Annotated in this window: 25 protein-coding genes and 6 tRNA genes; 17 read left to right on the top strand and 14 right to left on the bottom strand. The window is 67.2% G+C overall.

Going from position 1 to position 26104, the window contains the following annotated elements; genetic code table 11:
* Window positions 1–125: 125 nt before the first annotated feature.
* Window positions 126–503 (bottom strand): helix-turn-helix transcriptional regulator, encoded by a 378-nt coding sequence (locus ABD116_RS41855; RefSeq protein ID WP_425552135.1) that lies wholly within the window; start codon window positions 501–503, stop codon window positions 126–128.
* A 261-nt stretch (window positions 504–764) separates the two neighbouring features.
* On the opposite strand from ABD116_RS41855, the gene ABD116_RS25065 reads away from it, so the two are divergent.
* A complete protein-coding gene (locus tag ABD116_RS25065; protein WP_343974935.1) occupies window positions 765–1469 on the top strand; it encodes a hypothetical protein in 705 nt (234 codons plus the stop codon).
* A gap of 373 nt (window positions 1470–1842) precedes the next feature.
* Complete coding sequence (locus tag ABD116_RS41850; RefSeq protein WP_425552133.1) at window positions 1843–2031, top strand: tyrosine-type recombinase/integrase; 189 nt, start codon at window positions 1843–1845, stop codon at window positions 2029–2031.
* Window positions 2032–2121: 90 nt separating this feature from the next.
* Here the strand turns inward: ABD116_RS41850 and ABD116_RS25060 are convergent.
* Window positions 2122–2197: transfer RNA gene (locus ABD116_RS25060), tRNA-Thr, on the bottom strand.
* Window positions 2198–2492: 295 nt separating this feature from the next.
* Window positions 2493–2888, bottom strand: coding sequence for an NUDIX hydrolase (locus tag ABD116_RS25055; protein WP_343974932.1), 396 nt, complete (start codon window positions 2886–2888; stop codon window positions 2493–2495).
* Between the two features lie 121 nt (window positions 2889–3009).
* Between ABD116_RS25055 and ABD116_RS25050 the strand changes: the two genes are divergently transcribed.
* The 9 genes from ABD116_RS25050 (at window position 3010) to ABD116_RS25010 (ending at window position 6178) form a co-directional block, all read left to right on the top strand.
* Entirely contained in the window at window positions 3010–3153 is a 144-nt protein-coding gene (locus ABD116_RS25050; protein WP_343974929.1) for a hypothetical protein, read from the top strand.
* A 151-nt stretch (window positions 3154–3304) separates the two neighbouring features.
* Window positions 3305–3377 (top strand) — tRNA-Pro (locus ABD116_RS25045).
* Window positions 3378–3526: 149 nt separating this feature from the next.
* Window positions 3527–3600, top strand: a tRNA-Arg gene (locus ABD116_RS25040).
* Between the two features lie 4 nt (window positions 3601–3604).
* Window positions 3605–3678, top strand: a tRNA-Leu gene (locus ABD116_RS25035).
* A gap of 60 nt (window positions 3679–3738) precedes the next feature.
* Window positions 3739–4185 (top strand): HNH endonuclease, encoded by a 447-nt coding sequence (locus ABD116_RS25030; protein ID WP_343974926.1) that lies wholly within the window; start codon window positions 3739–3741, stop codon window positions 4183–4185.
* A gap of 33 nt (window positions 4186–4218) precedes the next feature.
* Window positions 4219–4291, top strand: a tRNA-Gln gene (locus tag ABD116_RS25025).
* Between the two features lie 35 nt (window positions 4292–4326).
* Window positions 4327–5520: an RtcB family protein gene (locus tag ABD116_RS25020; protein ID WP_425552131.1), complete on the top strand. Its 1194-nt coding sequence runs from the start codon at window positions 4327–4329 to the stop codon at window positions 5518–5520.
* 68 nt (window positions 5521–5588) lie between these two features.
* Window positions 5589–5969 carry a hypothetical protein gene (locus ABD116_RS25015; protein ID WP_343974923.1) on the top strand — a complete coding sequence of 127 codons (381 nt, stop codon included), beginning with the start codon at window positions 5589–5591 and terminating at the stop codon, window positions 5967–5969.
* A gap of 120 nt (window positions 5970–6089) precedes the next feature.
* Window positions 6090–6178 (top strand) — tRNA-Ser (locus tag ABD116_RS25010).
* Between the two features lie 303 nt (window positions 6179–6481).
* Here the strand turns inward: ABD116_RS25010 and ABD116_RS25005 are convergent.
* The 7 genes from ABD116_RS25005 to ABD116_RS24975 all read right to left on the bottom strand — a co-directional run bounded on the left by ABD116_RS25005 (window position 6482) and on the right by ABD116_RS24975 (window position 17145).
* Complete coding sequence (locus ABD116_RS25005) at window positions 6482–7858, bottom strand: FAD-binding oxidoreductase (protein ID WP_343974920.1); 1377 nt, start codon at window positions 7856–7858, stop codon at window positions 6482–6484.
* Window positions 7855–8730, bottom strand: a complete 876-nt coding sequence (locus ABD116_RS25000) for a U32 family peptidase (protein ID WP_343974917.1) — start codon at window positions 8728–8730, stop codon at window positions 7855–7857. Before ABD116_RS25000 ends, ABD116_RS25005 begins: the two co-directional genes overlap by 4 nt.
* Window positions 8727–9974, bottom strand: coding sequence for a nickel pincer cofactor-dependent isomerase, group 22 (locus tag ABD116_RS24995; RefSeq protein WP_343974914.1), 1248 nt, complete (start codon window positions 9972–9974; stop codon window positions 8727–8729). The genes ABD116_RS25000 and ABD116_RS24995 overlap by 4 nt, the downstream gene beginning before the upstream one ends.
* 65 nt (window positions 9975–10039) lie before the next feature.
* The gene (locus ABD116_RS24990; RefSeq protein WP_343974911.1) at window positions 10040–11908 is read right to left on the bottom strand and encodes an IlvD/Edd family dehydratase; all 1869 of its coding nucleotides are present in this window, start codon (window positions 11906–11908) and stop codon (window positions 10040–10042) included.
* 46 nt (window positions 11909–11954) lie between these two features.
* Window positions 11955–13406, bottom strand: coding sequence for an aldehyde dehydrogenase (NADP(+)) (locus tag ABD116_RS24985; RefSeq protein WP_343974908.1), 1452 nt, complete (start codon window positions 13404–13406; stop codon window positions 11955–11957).
* Window positions 13403–14200, bottom strand: a complete 798-nt coding sequence (locus tag ABD116_RS24980) for a fumarylacetoacetate hydrolase family protein (RefSeq protein WP_343974905.1) — start codon at window positions 14198–14200, stop codon at window positions 13403–13405. Before ABD116_RS24980 ends, ABD116_RS24985 begins: the two co-directional genes overlap by 4 nt.
* 113 nt (window positions 14201–14313) lie before the next feature.
* The gene (locus tag ABD116_RS24975; RefSeq protein ID WP_343974902.1) at window positions 14314–17145 is read right to left on the bottom strand and encodes a UxaA family hydrolase; all 2832 of its coding nucleotides are present in this window, start codon (window positions 17143–17145) and stop codon (window positions 14314–14316) included.
* An 81-nt stretch (window positions 17146–17226) separates the two neighbouring features.
* Between ABD116_RS24975 and ABD116_RS24970 the strand changes: the two genes are divergently transcribed.
* Window positions 17227–17955: a GntR family transcriptional regulator gene (locus ABD116_RS24970; RefSeq protein ID WP_343974899.1), complete on the top strand. Its 729-nt coding sequence runs from the start codon at window positions 17227–17229 to the stop codon at window positions 17953–17955.
* Window positions 17956–17958: 3 nt separating this feature from the next.
* Here ABD116_RS24970 and ABD116_RS24965 read toward each other — a convergent pair whose 3' ends face one another.
* From ABD116_RS24965 to ABD116_RS24955, 3 genes are all read right to left on the bottom strand, one after another.
* Entirely contained in the window at window positions 17959–19155 is a 1197-nt protein-coding gene (locus tag ABD116_RS24965; protein WP_343974896.1) for a Gfo/Idh/MocA family protein, read from the bottom strand.
* 88 nt (window positions 19156–19243) lie between these two features.
* Window positions 19244–19477, bottom strand: coding sequence for a hypothetical protein (locus ABD116_RS24960; protein WP_343974893.1), 234 nt, complete (start codon window positions 19475–19477; stop codon window positions 19244–19246).
* A gap of 271 nt (window positions 19478–19748) precedes the next feature.
* Window positions 19749–20003, bottom strand: coding sequence for a hypothetical protein (locus tag ABD116_RS24955; RefSeq protein ID WP_343974890.1), 255 nt, complete (start codon window positions 20001–20003; stop codon window positions 19749–19751).
* Window positions 20004–20098: 95 nt separating this feature from the next.
* Between ABD116_RS24955 and ABD116_RS24950 the strand changes: the two genes are divergently transcribed.
* From ABD116_RS24950 to ABD116_RS24935, 4 genes are all read left to right on the top strand, one after another.
* Window positions 20099–21538 carry a family 43 glycosylhydrolase gene (locus ABD116_RS24950; protein ID WP_343974887.1) on the top strand — a complete coding sequence of 480 codons (1440 nt, stop codon included), beginning with the start codon at window positions 20099–20101 and terminating at the stop codon, window positions 21536–21538.
* Between the two features lie 47 nt (window positions 21539–21585).
* Entirely contained in the window at window positions 21586–22197 is a 612-nt protein-coding gene (locus ABD116_RS24945) for a TenA family protein (protein WP_343974884.1), read from the top strand.
* Complete coding sequence (locus ABD116_RS24940) at window positions 22194–22928, top strand: hypothetical protein (protein WP_343974881.1); 735 nt, start codon at window positions 22194–22196, stop codon at window positions 22926–22928. The genes ABD116_RS24945 and ABD116_RS24940 overlap by 4 nt, the downstream gene beginning before the upstream one ends.
* Before the next feature lie 119 nt (window positions 22929–23047).
* A complete protein-coding gene (locus ABD116_RS24935; protein ID WP_343974878.1) occupies window positions 23048–23761 on the top strand; it encodes a hypothetical protein in 714 nt (237 codons plus the stop codon).
* 52 nt (window positions 23762–23813) lie between these two features.
* On the opposite strand, the gene ABD116_RS24930 is transcribed toward ABD116_RS24935, so the two are convergent.
* A complete protein-coding gene (locus ABD116_RS24930) occupies window positions 23814–24557 on the bottom strand; it encodes an ArsR/SmtB family transcription factor (protein WP_343974875.1) in 744 nt (247 codons plus the stop codon).
* Window positions 24558–24621: 64 nt separating this feature from the next.
* Here ABD116_RS24930 and ABD116_RS24925 point away from each other — a divergent pair, with 64 nt between their 5' ends.
* Window positions 24622–26091 (top strand): MFS transporter, encoded by a 1470-nt coding sequence (locus ABD116_RS24925; RefSeq protein WP_343974872.1) that lies wholly within the window; start codon window positions 24622–24624, stop codon window positions 26089–26091.
* Window positions 26092–26104 lie beyond the last annotated feature (13 nt).

The raw sequence follows: 26104 nt of genomic DNA, 5'->3' as shown, positions 1-26104 counted from the left end.
GCTGGGGGCCCTCCTCCAGCGAGATTCACACCGGTTCAGGTTGCCTTACTCACAACGCGATGGACGTCGATGGACAAGCCCGAACGATCCCGAACTGCAACCGCAACTGCAACCGCGCTTCGTCGTCACGACCTTGGTTCCGCCCGGAGCATTGATCCGTTCTGTAGGGAGCTTCGCCCGGTCAGCACGCCATAGACGGCCAGAAGAACGTCTTGCTTCTCCTTGGTCAAGAGCCTGTCGTGCGCGATTGCCCGTTCCACATCAGTCAGCAGCCCGAACGCCTGGTCGGCCAGCTCTTCGATGGAGGTCCCGAGTGCCTTCGCGAGACCATGGAGGTCTGACGGGAACGACTCGTTTCGCTCCCAGGTTGACACGGTCGTTTGGTCAGCCTGAACGGCATCACCGAGCTGAGTCTGAGTCCACCCCAACTGCTTGCGGCGCGAGCGAATGAAGGTTCCCAGTGATCGGGGCTCATTGCTTGGCGTACTAGTTACAGCGGTCATACGACCATACTACCGATACAATCGTAGAGCGCAATCGGCGACCCACTTCGACATGTTGACAGTTACGCGTCAAGGCTCCGACCTGGAGACCTCCCACAGTTTGACCACTTCCATGCCATGGGCAGGAGTCGTTCACCCGCGACCACTTCAGGGCTATGACACGTATGCGTCAAAGACCCCTCTCCCTGCGGCGCTCCGGCACTGTGATCACGCGCAGCCCAGGTACTGTAGATAGATGCTCGCGGGACAGTGGTGATAGGAATGGAATTAACAAAGGCGATCTTCGACTTCTTTAAGGATGTCACGGCCAGCGTCGCCTGGCCTATTACGATCATCATCCTAGCCATCCTCTTTCGTGCCGAGTTTGGAAAGCTTCTCGATGCACTCCGCCGCCGGATGGGTAGCATCCGTAAGGCAACCGGCCCGGCAGGACTTTCCCTTGAGTTCGGCGAGGCACTAGAGGAAGCGCGTGAAGCGCAGGAACATTTACAAGACGAAAGCGAAGCGGTTCCGTCGCTTTCAACTTCCTCTTCCCCATCTGAAGAATCTTCAGCCACTGACGTTGACCGCCCCTTCTACCTCGATCACGAAAAGCGCGAGCAGCTGAAGAAGCAATCTCCGACAGCCGCTTTGCTGGTCTTGTACACCGAGCTCGAAGTGCAGCTTCGCGCGTTCTACGAGTCTGTCGAACTTCCACCAGGTCGTGAAAACCGGGATGGAAAACGCGCGCCAATGTCTCCGCACCTCATGCTGAAACGTCTTATCGAAAACGGTTATCTGCCGCAGGCACTAATGGACATCCTCTGGCCGCTTAGTCGAGCGCGCAATGCACTCGCCCATGGGATGCCTGGACCACAGGATCAGGCTGAGATTCGAGAACTCGTCGACATCTGCGCGAGCATGACGGCGACGGTAAGCCTCATTAGGGGAACAACTAGTCCCGGTCTCCCTCAATACGCGACCTAACGGGCAGTCCTTCCGCATCGTCCCGATAGCTGCCGACCTTAGGTTCGGTTCGGCGCGGGTCCAGGGGCGAGCTTGCTCGATCGCGAAGCGACGCCGCAGGCGCCCTTGACGCGGGCCGGGCCGGACCGTCCCTCCCATGATTGCTAGCGGGACGATGCGGTAGCCAAGGTGAGACGGCAGGCCACCTGGACCACGGCGACGGGTGGCCGGCCTTTGGGAGCAGGACCCTGACAGGGTGTCGGATCGTTGGATGGCGAGTGCTGCTGTCTGCGACCGGCACCCCTTTGGCACGTGCGCGCCAAGCCAACGGGGGACGGGGCCGACGAGCCCTTAGGCGAGGAGCCGGAGGCTGCCCCGCTCCCCCGGTCCTTCGGTGGCGGCGCGCTTTCAGGCCCTGGAGGGGCCCGTCTTGATCGAACTGGGTGTGCACGTGCGGATCGTTCAGGAGATTCTGGGGCACTCCGACATCCGGCTCACTCAGCGTTACACTCACGTCGCATCGCCGATGGCAGCCAATGCGGCTGAACAGATGGGGCGGGCGCTGTGGGGTGATCCCCAGTGAACCCCGGCGAACTGCAACTCCAGCTGCAACCGGCAGGATCGCCGGTTTCGGGGTCCAACTGCATCCACGCAGGTCAGAGCCTGGTTTTCGTGGAGCCGCCTGTCGGAATCGAACCGACGACCTTCTCATTACGAGTGAGACGCTCTGCCGACTGAGCTAAGGCGGCGTGGCCCGGGGGCCGATGCAAGAGTGTAGCGGGGTCGCGGGCTGATTCCGAATCGGATACCGGGACGCCGGCCGGGGCGGGTAGCTCGCCGGGGCCGGGGCGGGGCGCCTGGGTGGAGTCACGGGGCGGGCGCCGGGGTGGGGTCACGGGGTGGGGTCACGGGGCGGGCGCCGGGGTGGAGTCACGGGGCGGGCGCCGGGTGGGGCGGGCGCCGGGTGGGGCGGGGGCCTGGGGTGGGTGCCTGGGATGGGTGCCTGGGGTGGGTGCCTGGGGTGGGGCGGGGGCCTGGGGTGGGTTAGGGGTGGAGTAGGCCGGCTGCGTGGAGGTGGGCGAAGACTAGGTGGTCTACGGGGGCTATTTGGGTGGTGTCGGTGGCTGAGAGCCAGATCAGTTCGGCGATCTCGTTGGCGGGGGTGAGGGTGCCGGAGTACTGGGCTGTGTAGCAGGTCATGCGGATCAGGACGCCGGGGGGCTGGCCGTGGGCTTGGGCTTCGAAGGTGCCGAGGTGGGCTGCGGTCGTCGGGTCGATCTGGACGGAGAGTTCTTCGGAGATCTCGCGGACCAGGGTGTCGACGTCGGACTCGCCGGGTTCGCGTTTGCCGCCGGGGAGGTAGTACGTGTCCTTGCCCTTGGAGCGGGTGCTCAGCACACGGCCGTCGGATAGTTCGATCCAGGCCACCTTGTCGATCATCGGGCCATCTTCGCATCGGGGAAATAGTTGGGAATAGATGGGGGCGGAAATGCATTGACTTTGGTTGACGGGGTGGGTGAAACTAATGCCCGCAAGGACCGAACAGACTAGGAGAAGCACTGTGACCGGCAAGCAAGGGTTGAGGAAGTCGTGGCGCGAAGAGCGCTTCGTCATGCCTGCTTGCCTGCGATCCGTGCACCTGTACGGCGGAAGCAACGAGCTCGCGGGGAGCCTGAGCCCGGCGTACGGCGGCCCACCTGGCTGATCATCGACGATCAGTCGGGAGCCGCCAGAGCCGGGAGAGTCCGGATCTAGGCGGCTCTTTTGTTTTCATCTCACATCAATACGAAATGCGCTTTGCGCTGCCCACGGGCAGCAATTCGAACAATGACAACTGGATAGCCATTTGCAATACACGAGCTGTAGGCCAGCGGCCAGGCCACCTCATTTGGAATGAGGGGATCGGGGGTTCGAGTCCCTCCAGCTCGACCGGGCGCCCGCAGGAAGCTCAGCTACCGGCCGAGCGAGCGCCGAACCCTGGGACGTCGGCCGCGATCGGAGGAGGCTCCGAACCGCCACCGCCGCCCACTCACGCGCCCTGCGCCGGAAATCCGAACACTCCGGCGCAGGGCCGGTGAACGCCCGTGGCTCAACCGGAGAGAGCACCTGCCTACGAAGCAGGAGGTTGCAGGTTCGAATCCTGCCGGGCGTGCTCAGCGGCTCTGGCCCAATTGGGAGAGGCGCCTGGCTCAGGACCAGGAGGTTCAGGGTTCGAGTCCCTGGAGCCGCACCGAGAAAGCAGACCCGGCAACTACCTGTCGGGCACACTGGAGGAGAGGAGGAACCAAGCATGAGCGGTGTCATAGTGCTCAACGCCTCATATGAGCAGCTCCACGTCGTGTCGGTCCAGCACGCCATCCGGATGCTCGTCCGGGAGGTCGCGGTCGTCGAGGAGGCGCACGACGGCGCCAGCATCGGCCCGTTCCCCTTCCCCCGCGTACTGCGCCTGGTCCGGTACGTCGTGACCAAGTGGCGCTACGCGTCCGGCCGGCTGCAGTACACCCGGGCCGGCGTGCTGAAGCGTGACAAGTACCGCTGTGCGTACTGCGGCCAAACCGGCGCCACCACGATGGATCACGTCGTACCGCGGTCCCGTGGCGGTCGCGGCGAGTGGCTGAACGCCGTCGCCGCGCACGCGCGCTGCAACGAGAAGAAGGGCTGCCGCACGCCCGAGGAAGCCGGTATGCCGCTGCTGTGGCAGCCGTGGATCCCCTCGCGTGCCGAGTTAGCACTCTGACGTAATACCCACCGGGGTATGGCGTCAGAGCCATGCCAGGTGGGTGACGGCATCCCACCCTCGGTTCTGACCCGAGGTCCCGCAGGTTCGAGTCCTGCTCTGGCAGCTGCCGCATGCGCAAAAACAAGTAGAGGAGTGGAGATGAACGTTCAGTACCCGGTTGAGCTGAGTGGGGCGAAGAGTTCCACTCTGATGTGGGCGCAGGAGCACGAGGTCGGCGCGCAGGCGCTGCAGCAGCTTCGCAACATCGCCGCGCTGCCGTGGGTGCACGGCGTCCGGGTAATGCCGGATGTGCACCTCGGCAAGGGCGCGACGGTCGGGTCGGTCATCGCGATGTACCAGGCGGTGTCGCCGGCCGCGGTCGGAGTCGATATCGGCTGTGGCATGGAGGGTGTGCTGACTTCGCTGACGGCGGACGATCTGCCGGACGACCTGGCCGGCATCCGGTCGCGGATCGAGGCGGCGGTACCGGTCGGTTTCCGGGCGCACGAGAACCCGGTCAGTGTGCGCAAGCTCGGGCTGGATCGCGGCTGGGACCGGTTCTGGGGTTCCTTCAGCAGCCTGCACGACGGCGTACAGGACCGGGAGAAGAAGGCGCACCAGCAGATGGGGTCGCTGGGTGGTGGCAATCACTTCATCGAGGTCTGCCTGGACGACGACGAGCGGGTCTGGCTGATGCTGCACTCGGGTTCGCGCAACATCGGCAAGGAGCTGGCCGAGCGGCACATGCGGATCGCGAAGGCGCTGCCGCACAACGCCGATCTGCCGGATCGCGACCTGGCGGTCTTCCTGGCCGGTACGCCGGAAATGGATGCCTACCGTCAGGACCTCACCTGGGCGCAGGAGTACGCCTCACGGAACCGCGCGGTCATGCTCGCCCTGGTGATGCAGGCCGTGCGGGAGTCGTTCGAGCAGGAGATCACCTTCGAGAAGCCGATCTCGTGCCACCACAACTACGTGGCGGAGGAGACGATCGACGACCTCGATCTGCTCGTCACGCGGAAGGGCGCGATCCGGGCCGGGCTGGGTGATCTCGGTCTGATCCCGGGGTCGATGGGGACCGGTTCGTACGTCGTCCGCGGACTCGGCTCGGAGCAGTCGTTCTACTCGGCCTCGCACGGGGCAGGCCGGCGGATGAGCCGCAACGAGGCGAAGCGCCGCTACACGGTCGATGACCTGATCGCGCAGACGGCCGGGGTGGAGTCCCGCAAGGACGCCGGCGTGCTGGACGAGCTGCCGGCGGCGTACAAGGACATCGAGTCGGTGATCGCGGCCCAGACGGATCTGGTCGAGGTCGTCGCGCATCTCAAGCAGGTCATCTGCGTCAAGGGCTGAACGTCAAGGGCTGAATCCGGCCGCCGTGCTCAGGGGACACGGCGGCCGGGTCTACTGGAAGGTTGAGCATGTCGCTTGCTAGTGCTTTGAACGCAGTGGTCCGCGACCTTCGCAACACCGGTGGGATCGAGTTGCGGATCTCGGACGAGCCGGCGACGAGTGATCCTGGGTACGAGTCGGTGCTGTTGCTGTCCGGCCGACGGTGGTCGACCGGTTTGCTCGCGCCGCTCGGGTTGACCGACGACGAGCGGTTGGTGCACGTCGCCGATCAGGTCCAGGAGTTCGTCTTCGAAGAGCTGGCGCGGCTCGAGCTTCCGGTCACCTGGCCGGAGTGCCCCGAGCACCCCGTATCCCATCCACTGACCCCGGTACTGACCTCAGGCCCGCCGTCCTGGCAGTGCCCGAAGTCCGGCGACACGGTCGCCCCGATCGGCCGGCTCCAGAGCTAGCCGGTACCGCCGCCGCAGCACGAGTCGGCGGCGGAGCGTAGTACCGCAGAAACCTCGCCACCGGAGTCACCGGTGGCATCGGAGAGCCTGGTCGCCGTGGGGGCACGGCGGCCGGGCCGAGGTGAGGTCCGCCTGATGGCAAAGGCAGCGGTTTGCTAAACCGTCGACGGGCTCCGGCCTGTCCGTGAGTTCGAATCTCACTCTCACCGCAGGGCCGGCCGGGGCAAACCGGCCGGCCCGTCCAACAACAACTAATCAGAGAGGAGGACCGGCTATGGCCGACCTCAGAAACAAGCGGAGGAAGATTCCCGGCGGTAGGACCGGTGCTCCGGTCCAGCAGGGACATGCCTTGCGGCGTGTGCACCTTGCCTGCGGGCACGTGCAGCGCGATCGGATCGCTCACGCGGGCGATCACGTGTGGTGTGAGACCGACTGCGCCGACTGGGTCCGCGTCGTCTCGGTCGAGGAGTAAACCTTTGTACGCCGGTCGGCAGCGACCGGCGTACAACTATTTAGAGGAAGAGTTTGTCGGGGTTGAGCAGGTTGGCTGGGTCGAAGACAGCCTTCACCTGGCGTTGCAGGGCGAGGCCTACCGGGCCTAGTTCTTGGGCTAGCCAGCGGGACTTGAGTTTGCCGATGCCGTGTTCGCCGGTGATGGTGCCGCCTAGGGCGAGGCCGAGGTTCATGACGGCACCGAAGGCCTCCAGGGCGCGCGCCTCGGCGGCCGGGTCGTTGCGGTCGAAGACGACGGTGGGGTGCATGTTGCCGTCGCCTACATGCCCAGGGCAACAAATCAGTACGTCGTACTTCGTGCCGATCTCCGCGATCCCCTGCAGCAGCGCGACCAGCTTGCTGCGGGGTACGGCGACGTCGTCGATCAGCGTCGCACCGAGCGGCTCCAGCGCGGGGTTCACCAATCTGCGGGCCTCCAGCAACATCTTGGACTCCTCCGCATCGGAGGCCTCCGCCACCTCGACAGCCCCGTACTCCGTGCAGATCCGCGCGATCGCCGCCACGTCCTCCGCCGCCCGCGGACCCCGGTCCGACTGCGCGATCAGCAGCGAACCGACGTCATCCGGCAACCCCATGTCGCGGTAGTTCTGGATCGCCCGCGCCGTCGGACCGTCCAAGAATTCGAGCAGAGAGGGCCGCAACCCCGACGCCATCACGGCAGCGGCCGCGGCGATACCCGCCTCGATCGACATGAACGTCGCAGCTGCGGTCAGCGCCGCCTCCGGCTCCGGGCGAAGGGCCAGCGTCGCCTCGGTGACCACGCCGAGCGTCCCCTCCGAGCCGACGATCAAGGAGGTCAGGTCGTAGCCGGCGACACCCTTCGCCGTCCGTCGGCCGGTACGCACCACCTCGCCGGACGCGAGCACCACCTCCAGACCGCGCACGAAGTCACCGGTCACGCCGTACTTCACGCAGCACAACCCGCCCGCATTGGTGGCGATGTTGCCGCCGATCGTGGACATTTCCCACGACGACGGGTCGGGCGGATAGAACAGCCCCTGGGCCAGCACGGCCCGCGAGAGCTCGGCGTTCACGACGCCCGGCTGGACGACGGCGATCTGGTCCTCGGCCGAGATCTCCAGGATCCGGTTCAGGCGGGAGGTCGACAGCAGGATGCAGCCATCGAGAGCGTTGGCTGCGCCTGAGAGACCGGTCCGCGCGCCTTGCGGTACCACCGGTACGCCGTACTCCGTCGCTGCCCGAAGTACCTCCTGCACCTCCGCGGTCGACGACGGCCGCACCAGGACGGCGGGAACCCCGGCCTCGCAGAAGGTCGCGTGGTCGTTGCGATGGCTGTCCAGGATGTCGGGGTCGGTGACGACTCCCTTGTCCCCCAGCCCGGCGCGCAGTCGGCCGATCAGCAAGTCAGTGCTCATTCCTCATCCTGTTCAGCCAGCAGTCGCAGGATCAATTCGGCCCGGCGGACCCGTTCGCGGCCGAGCGCCTCGGCCGTCGCGGCCAGGTGGGCGCCGGCTGGGTAGATGTTTGGCGCGTTCCGGAGGCCCATCTTCAGGTAGACGGGCGCAGCCACGCGCACCACGTCCGGTACGTCGTAGAAACGGACGTGGCCGCCTTGGTCGTCGGGGACCTCGATGTACATGTCGATCGGTACGGTCGTGGCCGCCCGGATCTCGGCGAGCACGGTGATCGGCAGGTCGGTGGAGACATTCAGGCTGGTTGCGCCGAGGCGTTCGTAGAGGGTGGCGGTTGGGGCGTTGGGCAACGGCATCAGGACGGAGGTCTTCAGGACCAGGTCCGCTGGGAGCTCGCCTTCCTTCTTGAGGAGGCCGAGGAGTTCCAGTACGCCGATGTCGCCGACCAGTAGGCTTCGTACACCTAGCTCAACTGCGCGGTAGGCGTCGCAGAGCGAGGCGGCGACCATTTCGTTGCCTCTGGCAACGCCGCCGACTGCCGCCGAGACCTTGGCCTGGCCGCCGGTGTCCCAGGCGCCGCGTGGGCCGAGGAAGAGGCAGACCTCGACGTCGTGATCGGCTCCCAGGACGAGCATTTCGTCGATCTCGGCGTCGGTGAGCATCATGACGCCACTACCTTGCGAGACGCGATGCACCGTGACGCCACGCGCCGACGCTTCGTCCAGGACGGTCCGCATGACGGCCGGTCCCTCGCAGCTGGGGATCTCGATCTTGTACTGCGCTCCGTCGGCGAACCGGCCCTTGGAGGTGAAGTCCTGGGCAGGGGTGATCAGCCCGCGCTCGGCGAGCAACTGGCGGGCCTCGCGCAGGTTCATGTCTCTCCCCAGCTGGTCAGCTCGCCCGTCGGGTCGGTGAGGTCCCGGGCGGTGCCGGTGATCTCGAGGTCGAATCGTTCGCCGACCTCGGCGAGGAGGGCCGGTGTGACCATCAGTTCGTTCGGTCTCAAGGTGTCGGCGATCCGCGCCAGCCGCAGCTCGGACCAGTCGCGGCGACCGCTCATCGTCACGGCACCGAGGATTGCGGCCGCGTCGTCCTCCAGCACCATCGGGAGGCGGGATCTTCTTGCTCCGCCGGCGCCGGAGGTGAGTGCGTTGACGTAACTGGCTCGGAGGTCGATCTGTTCGAGCATCCTGGCGGGGATGACGTCGGCGAGGCCGAGTCCGGAGGCGTTCCCGTGGGAGGCCGCCGATAGGCGGTGAACGCTGACTGCGGCGATCGACGGGGACTCGAACTCGGGGATGCCGTAGACCCAGCAACGGCCCAGGACGTTGGTGTCCATGCCGGTGCCTGATTTGTCCTTGCCCATCTCGTCGACCACCAGGACGTCGAGTTCGTCGAAGGGGAGTCTTGCCATCAGGCTGCCGGCTCGTTGCAGGAGTGCGTTCTCTGCTGCCGCGGCGATGCCGTCGGGGGTGACCAGGTCGACGGAGGCAGTCTTTTCGTAGGCGTTCTCGATGATCGCGAGACCGCCCAGGATCTTGCCGTTGGCGATGACCAGGTGGGCGGCTTGCTCGATGGATTCCCCGAGTTTCGGGATGCCGCCGGCGTGCAGGGCGGCGGCGCCTTGGTGGTTGCCGAGTCCGATCGCGAGGATCTTGCCGAGGCCGCTCTCGACCGGGCCGTGGAAGTCGGTATGCGGTTTGACCCGGTTGACGAGCAGGACACCGTCGGCCTTGGCAGCCAGGGCGTCGTGGTGTACCGGCGTACCGTCCGGCAAGTTGCCCAGGACAACCGTCTCCATGGTCGCCTCGATCGGGCAGCCGATCGACTCCGGGGTGACGCCCAAGCCTTCGAGCATCTCCCGCTGGCCATCAGCTGTCGCACCACCATGCGACCCCATAGCCGGTACTACGAAAGGCTCCGCCCCCTTCGCCCGCAACCAATCAACAGCCGCCCGCACCACGGTCACCAGGTCATGAATCCCCCGACTCCCCGCCGTCACCGCAACCCGGTCCCCCGGCCGGACCGCAGCCCCCAACGGCTCAAGCGCCCGCTGCGCCGCGGCGTACGGATCCCCCTCCGTCGGCACGTCATGCAACAACCGCCTGATAGGAGTCACCTGCGGCAAGGTCCCAGTAGGCCGCAAACCCCGGACAGCTTCGAACGGACCCCAATCGGCTGGCATTAGTGGCTCTGGCGGGCTACGGCGGAGCCGGTGCGGCCTATCAGGAAGTCTAGGTCGCAGCCTTGGTTTGCCTGGGTTACGTGGTTTACGTAGAGGCGGGCCCAGCCTCGGTCTGCTGGTTGGGTGGGCGGTGGGGCGGATTGCCAGGCGGCTCGGCGTTTGGCCAGTTCTTCGTCGGGGACGTCTAGGTGGAGGGTTCGGGCGGGGACGTCCAGTTCGATCCAGTCGCCGGTCTGGACCAGGGCCAGGGGGCCGCCTACTGCTGCTTCGGGGGCTACGTGGAGGACTACCGTTCCGTACGCCGTACCGCTCATGCGGGCGTCGGAGATACGGACCATGTCTTCTACGCCTTGCTCGGCCAGTTTGCGGGGGATGGTCATGTTGCCTACCTCGGGCATGCCGGGGTAGCCGCGAGGGCCGGCGTTCTGGAGGACCAGGACGGTGTCGGCGTCGACGTCCAGGTCGGGGTCGTCGACGGCCAGGTCGTACTCTTCGATGCTGCTGAAGACGAGCGCCTTGCCGCGGTGTTGCAGCAGACGCTCGGAGGCTGCGGATTGTTTGATGACGGCGCCGTCGGGGGCGAGATTGCCTTTGAGGACGGCGGTTCCGGCGCCGCTGCCGAGCGGGTTGCCGACGGCGCGGATGACCTCGGTGTCGACGGTGCGCTCCGTGTTGGCGACGTTGTCGCCGATGGATTTGCCGGTGACGGTGATCGCGTCGGCCTTCAGGAGCGGGAGGATCTCGCGCATGACGGCGGGCAGGCCGCCGGCGTAGTAGAAGTCCTCCATCAGGTACTTGCCGGACGGCTGCAGATCGACCAGCCACGGTACGCCGCGAGCCCACTCGTCCATGTCGTCGAGTGTCAGGTCGACGCCGACGCGGCCGGCGATCGCGAGCAGGTGGATCACCGCGTTGGTCGAACCGCCGATCGCGGCGTTGGCCCGTACTGCGTTCGCGAACGCGTCGCGGGTGAGGATGTCGCTCGGCTTGAGGTCTTCCTCGACCATCTGCACGATCCGCTGGCCGGCCTGCTGGGCGATCGCGTACCGGCGGGAGTCGACGGCGGGGATGGCGGCCGAGCCGGTGAGCTGGAGGCCGAGCGCTTCGGCCATACAGGCCATCGTCGAGGCGGTGCCCATCGTCATGCAGTGGCCGTTGCTGCGAGACATTCCGGATTCGGCGGCGGCGTAGTCCTCTTGGGTCATCCGGCCGGCGTTGACGTCCTGGGTGAACCGCCAGACCGCCGTACCGGAGCCGATGTCGCAGCCGCGGAACTTGCCGTTCAGCATCGGGCCGCCGGTCACCACGAGCGTCGGCAGGTCGACTGACGCCGCGCCCATGATCGAGCCGGGGGTGGTCTTGTCGCAGCCGGTCAGCAGGACGGCGCCGTCGATCGGGTTGCCACGCAGGGATTCCTCGACGTCCATGCTGAGCAGGTTGCGGAACAGCATCGCGGTCGGCCGCAACATCGTCTCGCCCAACGACATCACCGGAAACTCCAGCGGGAACCCGCCCGCCTGCCACACACCCCGCTTCACCGACTCCGCCAGCCTCCGCAGGTGCGCGTTGCACGGCGTCAACTCCGACCACGTATTACAGATGCCGATGACCGGCCGCCCGTCGAACACTTCGTCGGAGAACCCCTGCGCCCGCATCCACGACCGATGGATGAACCCGTTGCGATCCTTCTCCCCAAACCAGTGATCGAAGCTCCGGCGTCCGGAAGGCGAGGCACCCGCGGAGGTTGTCGGGGCCGAGGCCCCGGTGGTGCTAGGGGTGGCTCCGTCCGGGCGGCCGGTCTTCTCCGGGGTGGGGTTGCCGTCACCGGGCGTGGTCGGGTTGGTGGGGTCGCTCGGGTGGTCGCTCACGGGAACCTCCGTGGTGGTTGCAGCGCAGGGGTTGGCGGCAGGTGGGTCAGCTGGGTACTTCGGCGGTGGTGATGACGCCGTTGATTCGGCGGGGGATGGCAGTGGGATTGGCGTTGCGTAGTACCTCGGGGAGGACTGCGTTGGGGGTGTCTTGGTAGGTGACTGGGCGTTGGAAGCGGCGGGCTGCGGTGACGCCGACACTGGTGTGGATGGAGCCCACTGTGGACGGGAAGGGGCCGCCGTGGTGTTGGGCCCAGGAGACGGCTACGCCGGTTGGCCAGCCGTTCCAGAGGACTCGGCCCGCTCGGGCGGTGAGGAGTGGGAGGAGGGTGCGGGCCAGGTCGGTGTCCGCATCTTCGGCGTGGAGGGTGGCGGTGAGGTTGCCTTCGAAGGCTTCCACCGCGGCGGTCAGCTCGTCGACGGACGAGTACTCGACGACGATGGAGACGGGGCCGAAGCATTCTTCGAGGATTTCTTCGCGGCGGTCGAGTAGTTCGCTGACCGTCGTACCCAGGAGGGTTGCGGGGCCGTCGCTCAACACCCGGAGGCCGTCGACCTTGCGGAGGCGGTCGAGGCCGGAGGAGAAGCCGGAGGCGATGCGGTCGTTGAGCATCGGGGCTTCGGCGACACCACCGGTTGCTTCGATCAGCTTGTCCGACAGACCGTGGCCGGCCGGCAGGAAGAGCAGGCCTGGCTTCGTACAGAACTGCCCGACACCAAGGGTGAACGAGCCGACATAGCCGGTGGCGATTTCGTTGCCTCGGGCATCGACTGCCGCCTGGGTGACGAAGACCGGGTTGAGGCTGCCGAGTTCTCCGTAGAACGGGATCGGCTCGGGCCGCGTCACCGCGATCTCGTGCAGCGCCTTACCCGCCGGCACCGACCCGGTGAACCCGGCCGCGGTGATCCGCGGATCCTTCAACGCGGTCACACCCACGTCGTACCCCTGGATCAACCCCAGCGTCCCAGCCGGCGCACCAGCGGCATCCAGCGCGTCGATCATCACCGAGGCCGTACGCACCGACAACTCCGGATGACCAGGATGCGCCTTGACGACAACCGGGCAGCCGGCCGCAAGCGCCGACGCGGTGTCGCCGCCACAAACACTGAACGCGAAGGGGAAGTTGCTGGCGGCGAACACCAGCACCGGCCCGAGCGGTACCAGCACACGCCGCAGGTCAGGTCGCGGTACCGGCTTGGCCTGCGGGTCGGCCGTATCGATGATGATCTCTAGCAGCGACCCCTCGGCCAGCGCGTCGGCGAACATCCGCAGCTGGCCGCTACTGCGCGCGACCTCACCCCGCAACCGCGCCTCAGGCAGCGACGACTCGCGCATCGCGATCGGTACCAGCTCGTCCGCGGCGGCGTCGAGCGCGTCGGCAACCGCGCGGATCCACCCGGCTCGTACTCCGGGCTCCGCCGCGGCCAGCGGTCCGGCGGCAGCGGCCGCGTCGCTGAGTGCCTGCTCGAGTTCAGCGGGAGTGGTGTCGGGGGTCATCGGGTCTCCTCCAGAGTCTGCGCCGCCAGGAAGGCGAATGGTTCCCGGCCGACTGCCACCGTATTCGTCAGCGTGCCGACCTCGCTGATCGAGATGGCCACCTCGTCGCCGGCCCGCAGCGCGAAGTCGAGTTCCGGCACGATCCCGGTACCGGTCGCCAGGATCACGCCGTCGGGGAACTCGTTGCCGGCGAAGAGTACGCCGATCAGGTCCGCCAGCTCACGGACCAGCTGTTTCGTGGACGTCGTACCGGTGAAGACGTCGGCGCCGTCGCGGCGGATCGCGAGGTCGATGGTCAGGTTCTTCGGGTCCACGACCTCCCAGGCCGGGCGGATCCCGGTCGCCAGGGCGCAGCCGCCGGCGAACACCTTCGCCTGCGGGATGTAGAGCGGGTTCTCGCCCTCGATCGAGCGGGAGGAGACGTCGTTGCAGATGGTGAAGCCGACGATCTCGCCGTGGCTGTTCGCGACGACGGCGAGTTCGGGCTCCGGTACGTCGTGACCGGAGTCGGCCCGGATGCCGATCTGCTCGCCGTCGGTGACGAGGCGCCAGGCGGGTGACTTGGGGAAGAGCTCGGGGCGTTCTGCGGAGTACACGCGGTCGTACACGGACTGCTCGGTGCTCTCCTCCATCCGCGCGCCACGGGATCGCTCGTAGGTGACGCCGGCGCACCAGACCTCGCCGCGGCCGTCGAGGGGCGGCAGCAGGGTTACATCGGCTACCGGTACGCCGTCCGCGCGGTGATCCGTCGCTGAGCGGAGCTCGTCCGCGCTCAGGCGCAGGAGCTCCGCCATCGTGGCGATCCCTTGAACCGGTGCCACCGTGTCATCGGTTCGGACGCCGGCTTGCGGCCGCTGTCCCGGGAGCAGGTACCGGACCAAATGCATTTGGTTCCACCTTTCGTGGGTCACATCGAGGTGCCGAGGAGGCCGCGGGTGATCTGGAAGCCGACGTTGCCTGAGGCAACCGCCTTCGGTACTTGCTGTCTGCTGGCTACGGCGGCCAGGGTTTCGAGTGCTACGGCTGCCTGTTCGCTCGCGTTGCCTGAGGCGACTGCGTCGAGGTCGTCGCCGTACTGGGCGACTGTTTCGGGGTCGCTGCTGAATTCGATGACGGGGACGAAGCGCTGGGCAGACAGGGTGCCGCTGGCTACGTGGGCCAGTACTTGCTGTACGCCGCCGGCGCCGAAGCCTGTGACGGTCTCCATCCAGTCGGTGCCGGGCATCCGCATCACGTGCCAGCCCTTCGCGGTGAAGCGCTGGCCGTGGGCGATGGTCGGACCGATCGGGGTGATGGAGCCGAAGGCGGCGTACCGGAATCGCTCGTCGTTGAGGAGTGCGCCTCGCGAGGACAGCACCACTGAGCCTCCTGCACCGACGATCTCGCGGCCTGTGAGGGCAAGTGCTTCTGCCGTTTCGGTGGTCAGCGGGCCGCGGGCTTCGAGGGCGATCGTGAGTTCGCCCAGGGTGCTCTGTACCTCCTGGGGTGCGTCCAGGGTGAAGCTGCCGAACCAGTCGCGCACCCGCCCGGTGACGGCGTCGAGCCCGCCATCGGCTTGGATGCTCGCCCACCCGAACCGCGACGGATCCGCACCGGCCTCCACCAGCCGCGACCGGAAGTAGTCGTTATGCGTCTTCTCACACCCATGCTCAAGCAACAACGCCATCCGGGTGTTCGGATGCAACAGATACCCGAGCATCGTCCGAGCGAAGGTCTCCTCAGACGCTCCCCCGCTAGACCCACACCCCTCGGTATGCGGCAACGCAACCATCCGGGTCACCGCATCCCCCGCCCACCGCTCCACTTCCCCTTGAGCAGCAAGCCGCAAAGCAATCTGCCCCGAACACAAGCTGGTCGGGAGAATCAACCCAACAGCCTCAGGCACAACGCGCTCATCAACCCGCAACAACCGAACCGCGCCCGGCGGCGCAGAACCGCCGGAGGCGAGCTGGGCGGCGCCGGAGGCTGGCGCTTCGGGGGCGGGCGCCGCCTCCACCCCATCTCCGAGCGAGCCGGCGGAGGCGGCAAGCATTAGCGGAGTTCCGGGGAGGGGGGCGTCGCGGTCTTCGGGTGGGAGGTCGGTCAGGGGTCGGGTGGTGCGACCGTCTGGGGTGATGGAGATGCCGGGGCGGGGGGCCGTTTGGCGCCAGTTGCGCCAGATGGAGACTTGGCTGTGGCCTGCGCGTTCGCCGGCGGAGGGTTGGCCGGAGGCTACCTGGACGGTTAGAGCGAAGGTTTCGTCGGTCAGTTCGTCCATGGGCGTGCCGGTCAGGTAGCGGCCGGCGTCTACGTCCATTTCGGCGTGCAGCAGGTCGTACCGGGTGGTGGTGGTGACGAACTTGAGGGTGGGGACGAAGGGGAAGTTGGTGATCGAGCCGTTGCCGGTGGTGAAGAAGATCAGGTTGCAGCCGCTGGCGACCTGGCCGGCGACGGATTCGAGGTCGTTGCCGGGGCTGTCCATGAAGACGAAGCCGTGGCCGGGCATCCGTTCGGCGTAGTCGATGACGTGGTCGAGGCGGACGTCGCGGTCGAGTTTGCGGGCGGCGCCGACGGACTTGAGGACGATGTTGTAGAGGCCGCGGTAGACGTTGCCGCCGGACGGGTTGCCTTCGGCTGTGTGGCCGTGCCAGCCGACGCGTTCCTTGAATGATTGAACGGTTTCGAGGAATCTTCTGGCCGTCGGCAGGTCTCTGACGTTCTTGAGGACGTAGCCTTCGGCGCCGATCAGTTCGTCGGTCTCGGCCAGTACGGCGATGCCGCCATGCCGGATCACCTCGCGTGCGACCGCGCCCGACAACGGGTTCGCACTGACTCCGGAGAACGCGTCTGACCCGCCACACTGCAACCCGATCCACAGATCCGCCAGCGGTACCTCTTGCCTCGATTGCGCGGCGACGATCGGCAACCAGGGCTCGACCAACCGGCCCGCGGCGGTGAGATCCGCCTCGAAGCCGGCGCGCCTGGTGAAGTACGCATGCGGCACCCGGATCTCCGGATACCCGTGCTCGGCCATGAAGTCCTTGATCGCCTGCCCGGAGACGAGTTCGCCCTCGGTGTCGACGATCAGCACCGCGCCGACATTGGGGTTCAGCGCAAAGCCGGCCAACGTGGCCAGCAGGAAGGACAGGTTGTTCGGCGTACCTTCCTCGCCGCCTTCGGTATGAGCCACCGGTACGACGAATCCGTCGCCGAACCGTCGAGCCAGCTCAGTCACGAACCCGCTGCTGCGGGAACTCGTCGCCATCAGTACGACGTGATTGCGCGTCCCGGCCGGCCCCTGCTCCCGGGGATAGCCGAGAAACGTGCCGGGTTGCTCGACCGACGTCACCTGGCGGCCGAGGTTGAGCGCCGACTCGTCGAGTTCGTACGGATCGAGCGGCTCGTTCTCGGCGCTGGGCTCGGCGGGGAGGCCTTCGACTCCTCGGGCCGATACGGCGGCGAGGCTGGTCGGCGTACAGACGTAGTCGCCGATCGCCAGGTCGCGGAGGGCTCGGGCGAAGGGGGTGTTCCACGAGAGCAACGGCTCGCCGGTGGCGACCGGGCGGGCGACGAAGCGGTGGCCTTCGAGGACGGTGTGCGGCAGCGTCACCGGCGTACCGGCGAAGTCGATGACGGTGCCGGTCTCGAGGCGGCGCGAGGAGATGGCGACGTTGTCGCCCGGCTCGGGCAGTACGCCGATCTCGTCGAACCTGAGCATCGTTTCCGCCTCCGGCTGGCTGGTCGGGCTGGAATCGTGCATGATGCATGATTACCAGTGCCACCCTGCCGAACTGCGCGGCCTGGGTCAAGGGCACGACCACTCCCTGGAGAAGGGGGCCCGATGGACCCGACAGTGCGACCGACGGCGGCGCCGCTTGCCCAGACGAGGGAGCCCGTCGCGGAGGCGCCGGATCGGCGACTGCTCCGGCGGCAGATGCTGGCGGACGACGTCTACGAGGCGATCAAGACGATGCTGATGGACCACGCGATCCGGCCGGGGGCGCGGATCTCGATCGACGGTCTCGCGCGCGACTTCCAGGTCTCGTCCACGCCGGTCCGCGAGGCACTCGCGCGACTCGAGTCGGAGGGCCTGGCCGACAAAGAGCCGCTCAAGGGCTACCGCGCCACTCCCCTGCTCTCCCTGGCGGAGTTCGACGACCTGTACCGCTTCCGCCTACTCCTCGAGCCATGGGCAGCACGCCGCGCCGCCGAGCTCATCGACGACGCCGGACGCGAGCAGCTGACGGCCGAGCTCGCGACCGCGGTCGAACCAACCGCAGTCGACTACGCCGGGTACAAGTCGCTTACAGCGCACGACAACCGGTTCCACACCCTCATCACCGGACTGTCAGGTAGCGAGCAGGTCCGCCTCGCCTTCCAGCGGACCCACTGCCACCTGCACATCTTCCGCCTGCACTACGACCGCGACACCGGCCCCGAGGTCCTGGTCGAACACCGCCAGATCGTCGAGGCCATCATCGACGGCAACCCGACCGCCGCCGAAGCCGCGATGACCAAGCACCTCGACAACTCGATGTCCGTCCGCCTCCGCAAGGTCTACGAACAGTAGACCTCAGGCCGGAGCGTCACCGTGGTCCGGGATCTCCAGCTGTACGCCGCCCTGAAGGGCCGACTGGTGGGCGTAGATGCCGGGCAGCGTGTACCGAGCGGCGACCCAGGCGTTGACCGGCGGGAGCGTCTTGTCGGCGACCGCGCGGACGAAGTCGTCGGCGAGGAAGTGATGCGAGCCCTCGTGGCCGTTGTGCAGACCGGCGAACTCGGCCGGCAGCCGGTCGCGGTCGTGGACCGGCGAGAGGCCGGAGCGGAAGGCATCGCGCAGCGCCGGGTCGACGTTGGCGAGATCGGCGTCGTCGAGGGAGCCGCTGGGCTTGGTCTCCATCAGCTCCGAGATGTCCTCGACACCCTGCTTGTTCTGCCACAGCGTCGTCGTCGCCAGCTGCTCGAAGCTGCCCTCGGTGCCGAAGACGCGCAGCCGCGACTCCCGGATGTGCGACGGGTACCCGACCCGGCGCATCTCGTTGGTCCGCATGATGCCGCCGTCGGCGAGCTTGAACAGCGCCGTCGCGTTGCTGAAGTCGTTGTCGAAGTCGCTGATCTCCTTGTCGAACACCCCGTCACCACGGTCGTCCTGGACGCCGATACAGGAGACATGCGTAGCGTGCTGGCCGGTCACCGACAACACGTTGCCGACGGCATGCGTCGGGTAGAGCATGGGCGGGAAGGACGCGGTCTTCTTCCAGTCCTCGCCACCGCTGTACTGGTACGCCGCATAGAACCCGAGGTCCATGTCATGGACGTAGTCGCCCTCGGCGTAGAAGACCCGGCCGAAGTCACCGGCCGCGAGCCGCTGACGGCAGTACACCGACGACGGGTAGTAGAAGCTCGTCTCGCCCATCATGTAGGTCAGGCCGGTCTCCTTGACCAGCTCGATGATCCGCGCGATCTGGTCGGCCTGGATCGCCATCGGCACCGTCGAGTAGACGTGCTTGCCGGCCTCCAGCGCCTGGATCGCCATCTCGCCGTGCAGCCAGCGCTGGGTGAAGATCGCCACCGCGTCGACGTCGGAGGCGAGCATCTCCTCGAACGACTGGTACGTGAGCGAGACGCCCTGCTTGGCGGCCAGCTCGGCCGTCCGCTCGGGCACCACGTCGGTCAGCCGGACGTCCTTGACGTCAGGATGCGCCGACCACAGTCGCAGGAACGAGGGGGCGAACTGGCCGGCTCCGACCACACCGATGCTGATGCTCATGAATCAAGGCAATCACACATCGGCCGATCAAGTAAGAACAATTCCGCACATCAAGACGGTGCGGTGATCAGGAACGCGCAGTGTCGGCTCAGCCGTGCATCAGTAGGAGCGAGCGGTCCGCGGTGGCCAGCTCGAGGCGGCCGGCGTCGACGGCGCCGTACGCGCCGATCGGTCCACTGGCTTTGCGGCCGTGCCGGTTGAGCCAGAATCCCCAGCCCGCGGGAGCGTCCGGCCACTCCGGGTCGGGCTCCCAGCCGACCGGCGGACGCCACGCAGCCGTCGGCGGCTCGGGCCAGCTGGGCGGTGGGTTGAATCTGTGCACGGGCGAGCCTTTCCCCAGTCGATTCGGTGACAAGTCCCCAGGAGATCCGATCTTGATCGGCACGTTGTCTGACAGATCAACGAACGGCTCGCGCGGACGTCACGCCTAAATCTTGGTAAAGATTATTGGCTCCGCCCCAGTCTTGGCCAGTGATGCGTGTAGTGAGCAACCAATTACTCAGCGAGACGATGGGGGGGTGTTGGCAACCATTGCGACCGGCCGCCGCCCAGGACATCGGAGGTCTAGGCAGGACCGCAGCCAGGCGGCTGACTCAGGCGGCGAGGCCGCGGTCGCTCAGCCGGACCGGGTAGGCGCCGGCCGCGACGGCCTGGTCGAAGGCGGCGAGCTGGGTGCAGGCGGCGGACAGCGCATCGGCCTGCGTGCGGCAGCCGTCGACGTACCAGTACGGGTCGTCGGGCTGGCGGTCGTCGGCGTCGTCGATGTCGGCGTACCAGCAGTCAACGTCGCCGCGGTGGTAGTGCACCACGCGAACCTTGAGCTTCATGCGGTCTAGGACGTCCCCCATGATCTCCACGGTTCCACTCGCGGCGGATCCTGGCCAACCATTTTGTCCTGGTGTGAATGGTTCACAAACCCACTTCCATCGTTGTAAAACCAACCATGAGGTACATCCGCCCCGCTGTGCTCTCGGCCGCGCTCGCCGCCGCCGTCCTGCTGACCGCACTACCGGCCACCTCCGCGCCGGTACTGGAGAAACCCGTGAAGACGGTCCAAACCCAAACCTTCCGCAACCCCGTCAACCCAGGTGCCGATCCGTCGCTGTTCTACTACGGCGGCAAGTACCACGTGGCGACCACGACCGGCGACCACATCGGCATCTGGTCGTCACCGAGCCTGGCCACACTGCTGGTCGCGCCGGAGAAGGTGGTCTGGCGCGACACCGATCCGAGCCGGAACACCCAGATGTGGGCGCCGGCGTTCCGCCATGTCGGCAGCCGTTGGTACATCTACTACACCGCCTCCGACGGCGTCGACGCGAACCACAGGATGTACGTGCTGGAGTCGGCCGGCGACGACCCGACCGGGCCGTACAGCTTCAAGGCGAAGATCGCGGACTTCGGCGAGTACGCGATCGATGGCGAGCCGATCACCCACAACGGTCAGCAGTACTTCGTCTGGACCGGCCCGGGTCGCGGTCAGGGTGGGCCGGCGCAGCTCTACATCGTCCGGATGAGCAACCCCTGGACGGCGACCGGCGCCCGCGTCGCGATCCCCGCGGACGGCGGCTGTAGCGAAGTACGGGAAGGTCCGACGCCGCTGTATCGCAACGGGCGGACGTTCCTCACGTACTCGACCTGCGACACCGGCAAGCCGGATTACCAGTTGTGGATGAAGAGCATCGCGAACGGCGCCGACCCGATGGTCGCGGCGAACTGGGTCCAGCACCCGGGGCCGATCTTCTCGCGCAACGACTCCACCGGCGTCTGGGGACCAGGGCACCACTCGTTCTTCCAGTCGCCGGACGGTACCGAGGACTGGATCGCCTACCACGGCAAGAACACCAGCACCTATACGTATGCCTTCCGGACCGCCCGGGTGCAGAAGATCAGCTGGAACGCGGACGGTACGCCGAACCTCGGCAGCCCACTCGCTGCCGGCGCGACCCAGAACCTTCCGTCGGGCGACCCCGGAGCCGCCACTTCGGTCATCAACGACACCGACGTCGGCACTGGCCAGAACCAGGTCCAGTACGCCGGCAGTTGGTCGTCCGGCTCGGGCTGCGGCAACCAGTGCTTCTGGGGCAACGACCACTGGAGCAACCAGCTCAACGCATCGGCCACGATCCGCTTCACCGGCACCAAGATCGCCCTGCTCAGCGTGATGGACACCGGCAACGGCATCGCCGGCATCTCCATCGACGGCGGCGCCGAACAGCGCATCGACTACTACAGCTCCATCCGGGTCGGCGAGCAGCTCGTCTACGTCAGCCCGACGCTGCCCAACGGTCCGCACACGCTGAAGGTGCGGGTGACCGGGACCAGGAACGGGTCCTCCAGCAACACCGTGATCAGCCTCGACCGGATCGAGATCTACTCTTGAAAGGTTTCAGTAGGGTCGCGTTGGTAGTTGCCTGAGAAGATGGCGAGGTGCCCGAGACCACCCGTGCCCTGCTGACCGCGCAGGCAGCCGCCTGGCAGCGGATCCTGGACCACCCGTTCGTCTCCCGGACCTCCGCCGGTTCGTTGCCCAAGGCCACCTTCGACCGGTGGATCGCCGAGGACTACTTCTTCGTCCGGTCGTTCCAGCGGTACCTCGAAGCGCTGTCCGCGGTGGCACCTGACGACGAGGCCAGGAAGGTACTCGCGGGTGGGCTGGCCGGGCTCGTGCCGGAGCTCGCGCTGTTCGAGGCGGCTGCTGCCGAGCGCGGGGTCGACCTTTCCGTCGAGCCGTCGTTGGTGAATCTGGGCTACTCGGCGTACCTGTTCACCTCGGTCGACGAGGGCTGGCCGGTCGGGATCACTGTGCTCTACGCGGTCGAGAAGGCGTACTACGACGCCTGGGCGTCGGTTCGCGACACGACCGGGCCCGATACGCAGTACGCCGGATTCATCGCGAACTGGTCGTCGCCGGAGTTCGCGGCGTACGTCGACCAGCTGGCCGATCTGGTCGACCGCGAGCCGCTGACGCCGGCCATGACGCTGGCCTTCGACCGGGTACTGCGCTTCGAACTGGCCTTCTGGGACCTGGTGCACGGATGAAGGCTCCGGTCCTGGTGAGCGGCATCGTGCTGCTCGCGCTCATCGGCGCGGGCGGCGGATACCTCGGCGGCCAACGGCTGGACGGACAAGTCACCGCTCCTGGGTACGCCGGACCGCTGCCGGCCAATGTGGCGACCTCGCCGACTCCCGGGCCGACCCCGTCGTCGACGCCGTCGGTCCCGTTGATCCGCAAGACGCCGCAGCCGAATCCGCTCGAGGCGCTGAACCTCGACGACCTGGAGTTCAAGACCCGGAACTTCACCGTCACCGGGGACGTGGCCGGTCAGGTGCGGTTGTCGATCCGGGTGCCGGCCGGCTGGGTGCTCAACCCGACCAAGGACAAGCCGTCCGAGGTCAGGTTCGTCGACCCGTCGGGCGAACGCGCGGTCCGGGTGCAGTCGGCGCTGTCGCCCGAGCAGTCGGTGAAGGACTCGCTCGAGGTCCTGATGACGCAACTCCAGTCCAGCCAGCCGTACCAGAACGACCTCCAGCCCCTGTACCAGGGCGTCGGCCAGGTCAAGGACGACGACGGCAAGCTGCGGCCGGTGGCGACGCTGGTCTACACCTACATCCCGGGGGCGACCACGCGGTACGTGATCGTCCGGTTCGTCGCGACCGGCGACGGCGACGTGGCGACCATCTCGATGAGCGTCACCGGCCTGCCGAAGGAGCAGAAGGTGCTGGAGAAGATCCTCGCCGAGGCCACCGCGTCGGTCCGCGTCCGGGACTGACCAGCGCCTGCTCCGGGCTGATTCGAGCGCCCGATCGGGCACCAGGAATTCATCGGCAACCTTTTGACCGTCTACGGTGTCATAGACGTATCGGGGGCGGACCGTTAGGAGGGGTGGGCGTGGCCGGAAGGGGTGTCGGACGCGCGCTGCTCGGTTCCGGCCTGCTCGCAGTCACCCTGCTCGGGGGAGCAGGGGGCTACGGGCTCGGCCTGGCGACAACCGGACAGCAGGCATCAGCCGGTACTGCGGCCGCGCCGCTGGCCGGCGCTTCCGTCAGCACCACCCCCTCGACGACGCCGTCCACGCCGCCGCGAAAGCTCAAGCAGGACAACAGCGATCCGTTGCAGGCGGACGAGATCCGCTATCGGACGCGGGTCTTCTACGTGACCAGCGTGGTCAGGTCACAGGTCAGCGTGCGGGTGCCCAGCAACTGGGAGATGACCCTGCTGGACCCGCCCAAGGACATGAAGTTCAACGAGCCGGAACGCCGGCGCGCGGTCCGGATCCAGGGCGGCTTCAAGATCACCCGGCCGCCCGAGGACTCGATGAAGGCCCGGATCGCCCAGTTCAAGGCGCTCGCGGCGGACAAGATGGTCACGGTTCTGACCCACGAGGTCGATCCCGCGACGAAGAACGCGACGCTGACCTACAACTACGCCGACCCGGAGAACAACACCCTCAAGCTCGGGATGATCCGCTGGGTCGCCGACGACGAAGGCCTGTGCATGCTGGAGATCGCTGTCACCGGCCTCCCCCAGGACAAGTCAGCCCTGGCCGACATCCTCGACCACGCCTCCGAGTCGGCGACGCGTTCGGACGAACCGCTCAACTGACGGCCACGCAGTCGGCGGCAGCTCAACTGACGGCTGCCCACCCGGCGGCAGCTCAGCTGAGTGGGAGGAGTTGGGACAGGTGCTGTTCGCCTGTGGTGGTGAGGGTGACTGCGCGTGGGTAGGGGCGGCGTTCGAGCCAGGCTCGGGCCAGGAGGCTGTTGGTGACGGCGGCGCCTAGGCGGCCGGCCAGGTGGTGTTTTTGTTCGCTCCAGTCGACGCAGCAGCGCAGGAGCCGGCGGGTTGAGGTGGTGTCGGTGAGATCGATGCCTAGGGCACCGAATATGTCGGTGGCGGCCGGGCCGAGGGCGTAGGGGCAGTCGGGAAGTTGCTGGGCCAGTGGGTCGTCGGGACGTCGCTCGGCGCCGGAGCCACCGTCTGTGCGGACCAGGGCGTTACGGCGTACCAGGGCTTCTAGCAGGTCGACTCCGAGTCGACCGGCGAGGTGGTCGTAGCAGGTGCGGGCTTCGCGGAGGGCAGCGGCGCGGGTGCTCTGGCGAAGGGACTTGACCGGCTGCGGCTTGGAGATCCTGGCTACTGCTTCCACGGCGGCCGCTACTTCTGGTCCAGCCAGCCGGTAGTACCGGTGGCGGCCTGACTGCTCGACTTGGAGCAGCCCGCCGTCGAGGAGCTTGCGTAGGTGGGAGCTGATCGTCTGGGGAGCTACGCCTGCCTCGGTGGCGAGCAGGGAGGCCGGCAGGGCGCGTCCGTCGGCCAGCGCCATCAGTACCTTCGCACGAGCCGGCTCGGCCAGCAGGGCGGCTGCGCTGGCCACGTCTGCGTCGCCGGTGTGCTCCATGGATCCATGGTGGCACCGCGATACTTCGGGCCGGGTCGTAGTGTTTCGCGACCAAGGTGGAGCCATGGTGCTCGCAGTGCTCTGTGTCGGGATCTTCCTGATCCAGCTCGACGTGACGGTCGTCAACGTCGCCTTGCCTGCTGTACGGATGGACCTGCACACCGGGCTTGCCGGGCAGCAGTGGGTCGTGGACGGCTACATGCTCGCGCTGGCAGGCTTGCTGTTGCTCTGCGGGATGCTGGGCGATCGTATCGGCCATCGCAGGGTCGTACTGGCCGGCTTGAGTGTGTTCGGCCTGGCCTCGCTGGCGTGCGGCACAGCGCCCTCTATCGAGCTACTGATCGCTTGGCGCGCGGTCCAAGGAGTAGGCGCTGCCCTGCTGCTCCCGGGCACCCTGGCACTCATCACCAGCCTGTACGCCGATGCTGCCGCGCGTGCGCGGGCAATGGGGCTCTGGGCCGGGGCTGGGGCGCTGGCCCTTCCGTCTGGGCCGCTGCTCGGTGGTGCGCTGGTCAATGCGCTGGGTTGGCGGGCGGTGTTCCTCGTCAACCTGCCGGTGATCGGTTTGGCGCTGCCTATCGCGTACCGGCTGATCCCGCCGACCAGGTCCCGGGGCGCGCGGGTTCCGCGGAGGTTGCCGGCGGCAACGGCCGGAGCGGGGTGCACGCCTAACTCGGTGGGGCAACCGCTTACCTCGGCGTGTTGGAGCTGTTCGCGAGGGTTGTGCGTGCATGGCGGCCCGGGCCTGGCGCTTCATCTCAGCCGGACAGGTCTGCCAGTGGAGTTCGGTGTCGCGCGGCGACGGCTCGGCGGAACCGGCCTCGGCGGCGAGCCGGCCAGCTCGGCTGACGGGTTGTTCGTCCGCTGGCGACCTGCAGGGCGGCAGCGGCCTGTCGGTCACTTGCGGCGGCCGCGGCTGACCACTGGGTTCCTGGGGAGCAACCTGGTCGCAGGGCTGATGAACCTCGTGGGTCTGGGGACGGTGCTGGTGATGACGCTCTACCTGCAGGAGCGGCTGGGGCACAGTGCTCTGAGGGCGGGTCTGGAGATGCTGCCGCTGTTCGTCCCGCTGGCGGTACTTGGGCCGGTGGCGGGTCGGGTGACGGCGCGATTCGGGCCGCGGGCGCCTATGAGTGCGGGGCTGGTCTTGGGCGCTGGTGGGTCGGTCTGCTTGCTGCTGGTGGGGGCGCATAGCGGGTATGCGGCCGTAGTACCGGTTGAGCTTGGGTTGGGGCTCGGGATGGGCTTTCTGACCGCCGCGGTGGTCAGTGCGGCGATCGGGTCGCTGCCGTCGCAGTACGCCGGACTGGCGAGTGGGGTCAACAACACGGCTCGGCAGGCGGTCGGGGCGGTTGGGATCGGCCTCTACGGTGCGGTGGCCGGGCGTCCCACGGATGAAGGGTTCATCCGTGGGTTACACCAGTTGGCATGGATCGGGGCCGGGCTTTGGCTGCTCGGGCTCGTGGTCACCTGGGTGACCGTTGAGTCAGCAGGCGTCGACGGGCCAGATGGTGCGGAAGATCGCCGAGCGTAGGCGGTAGAAGCGG

The sequence above is a fragment of the Kribbella koreensis genome (assembly GCF_039525325.1).
GTDB lineage: Bacteria > Actinomycetota > Actinomycetes > Propionibacteriales > Kribbellaceae > Kribbella > Kribbella koreensis.
The sequence above is the reverse complement of the archived record's forward strand: the minus strand, read 5'-3'. Positions and strand labels throughout refer to the sequence as shown.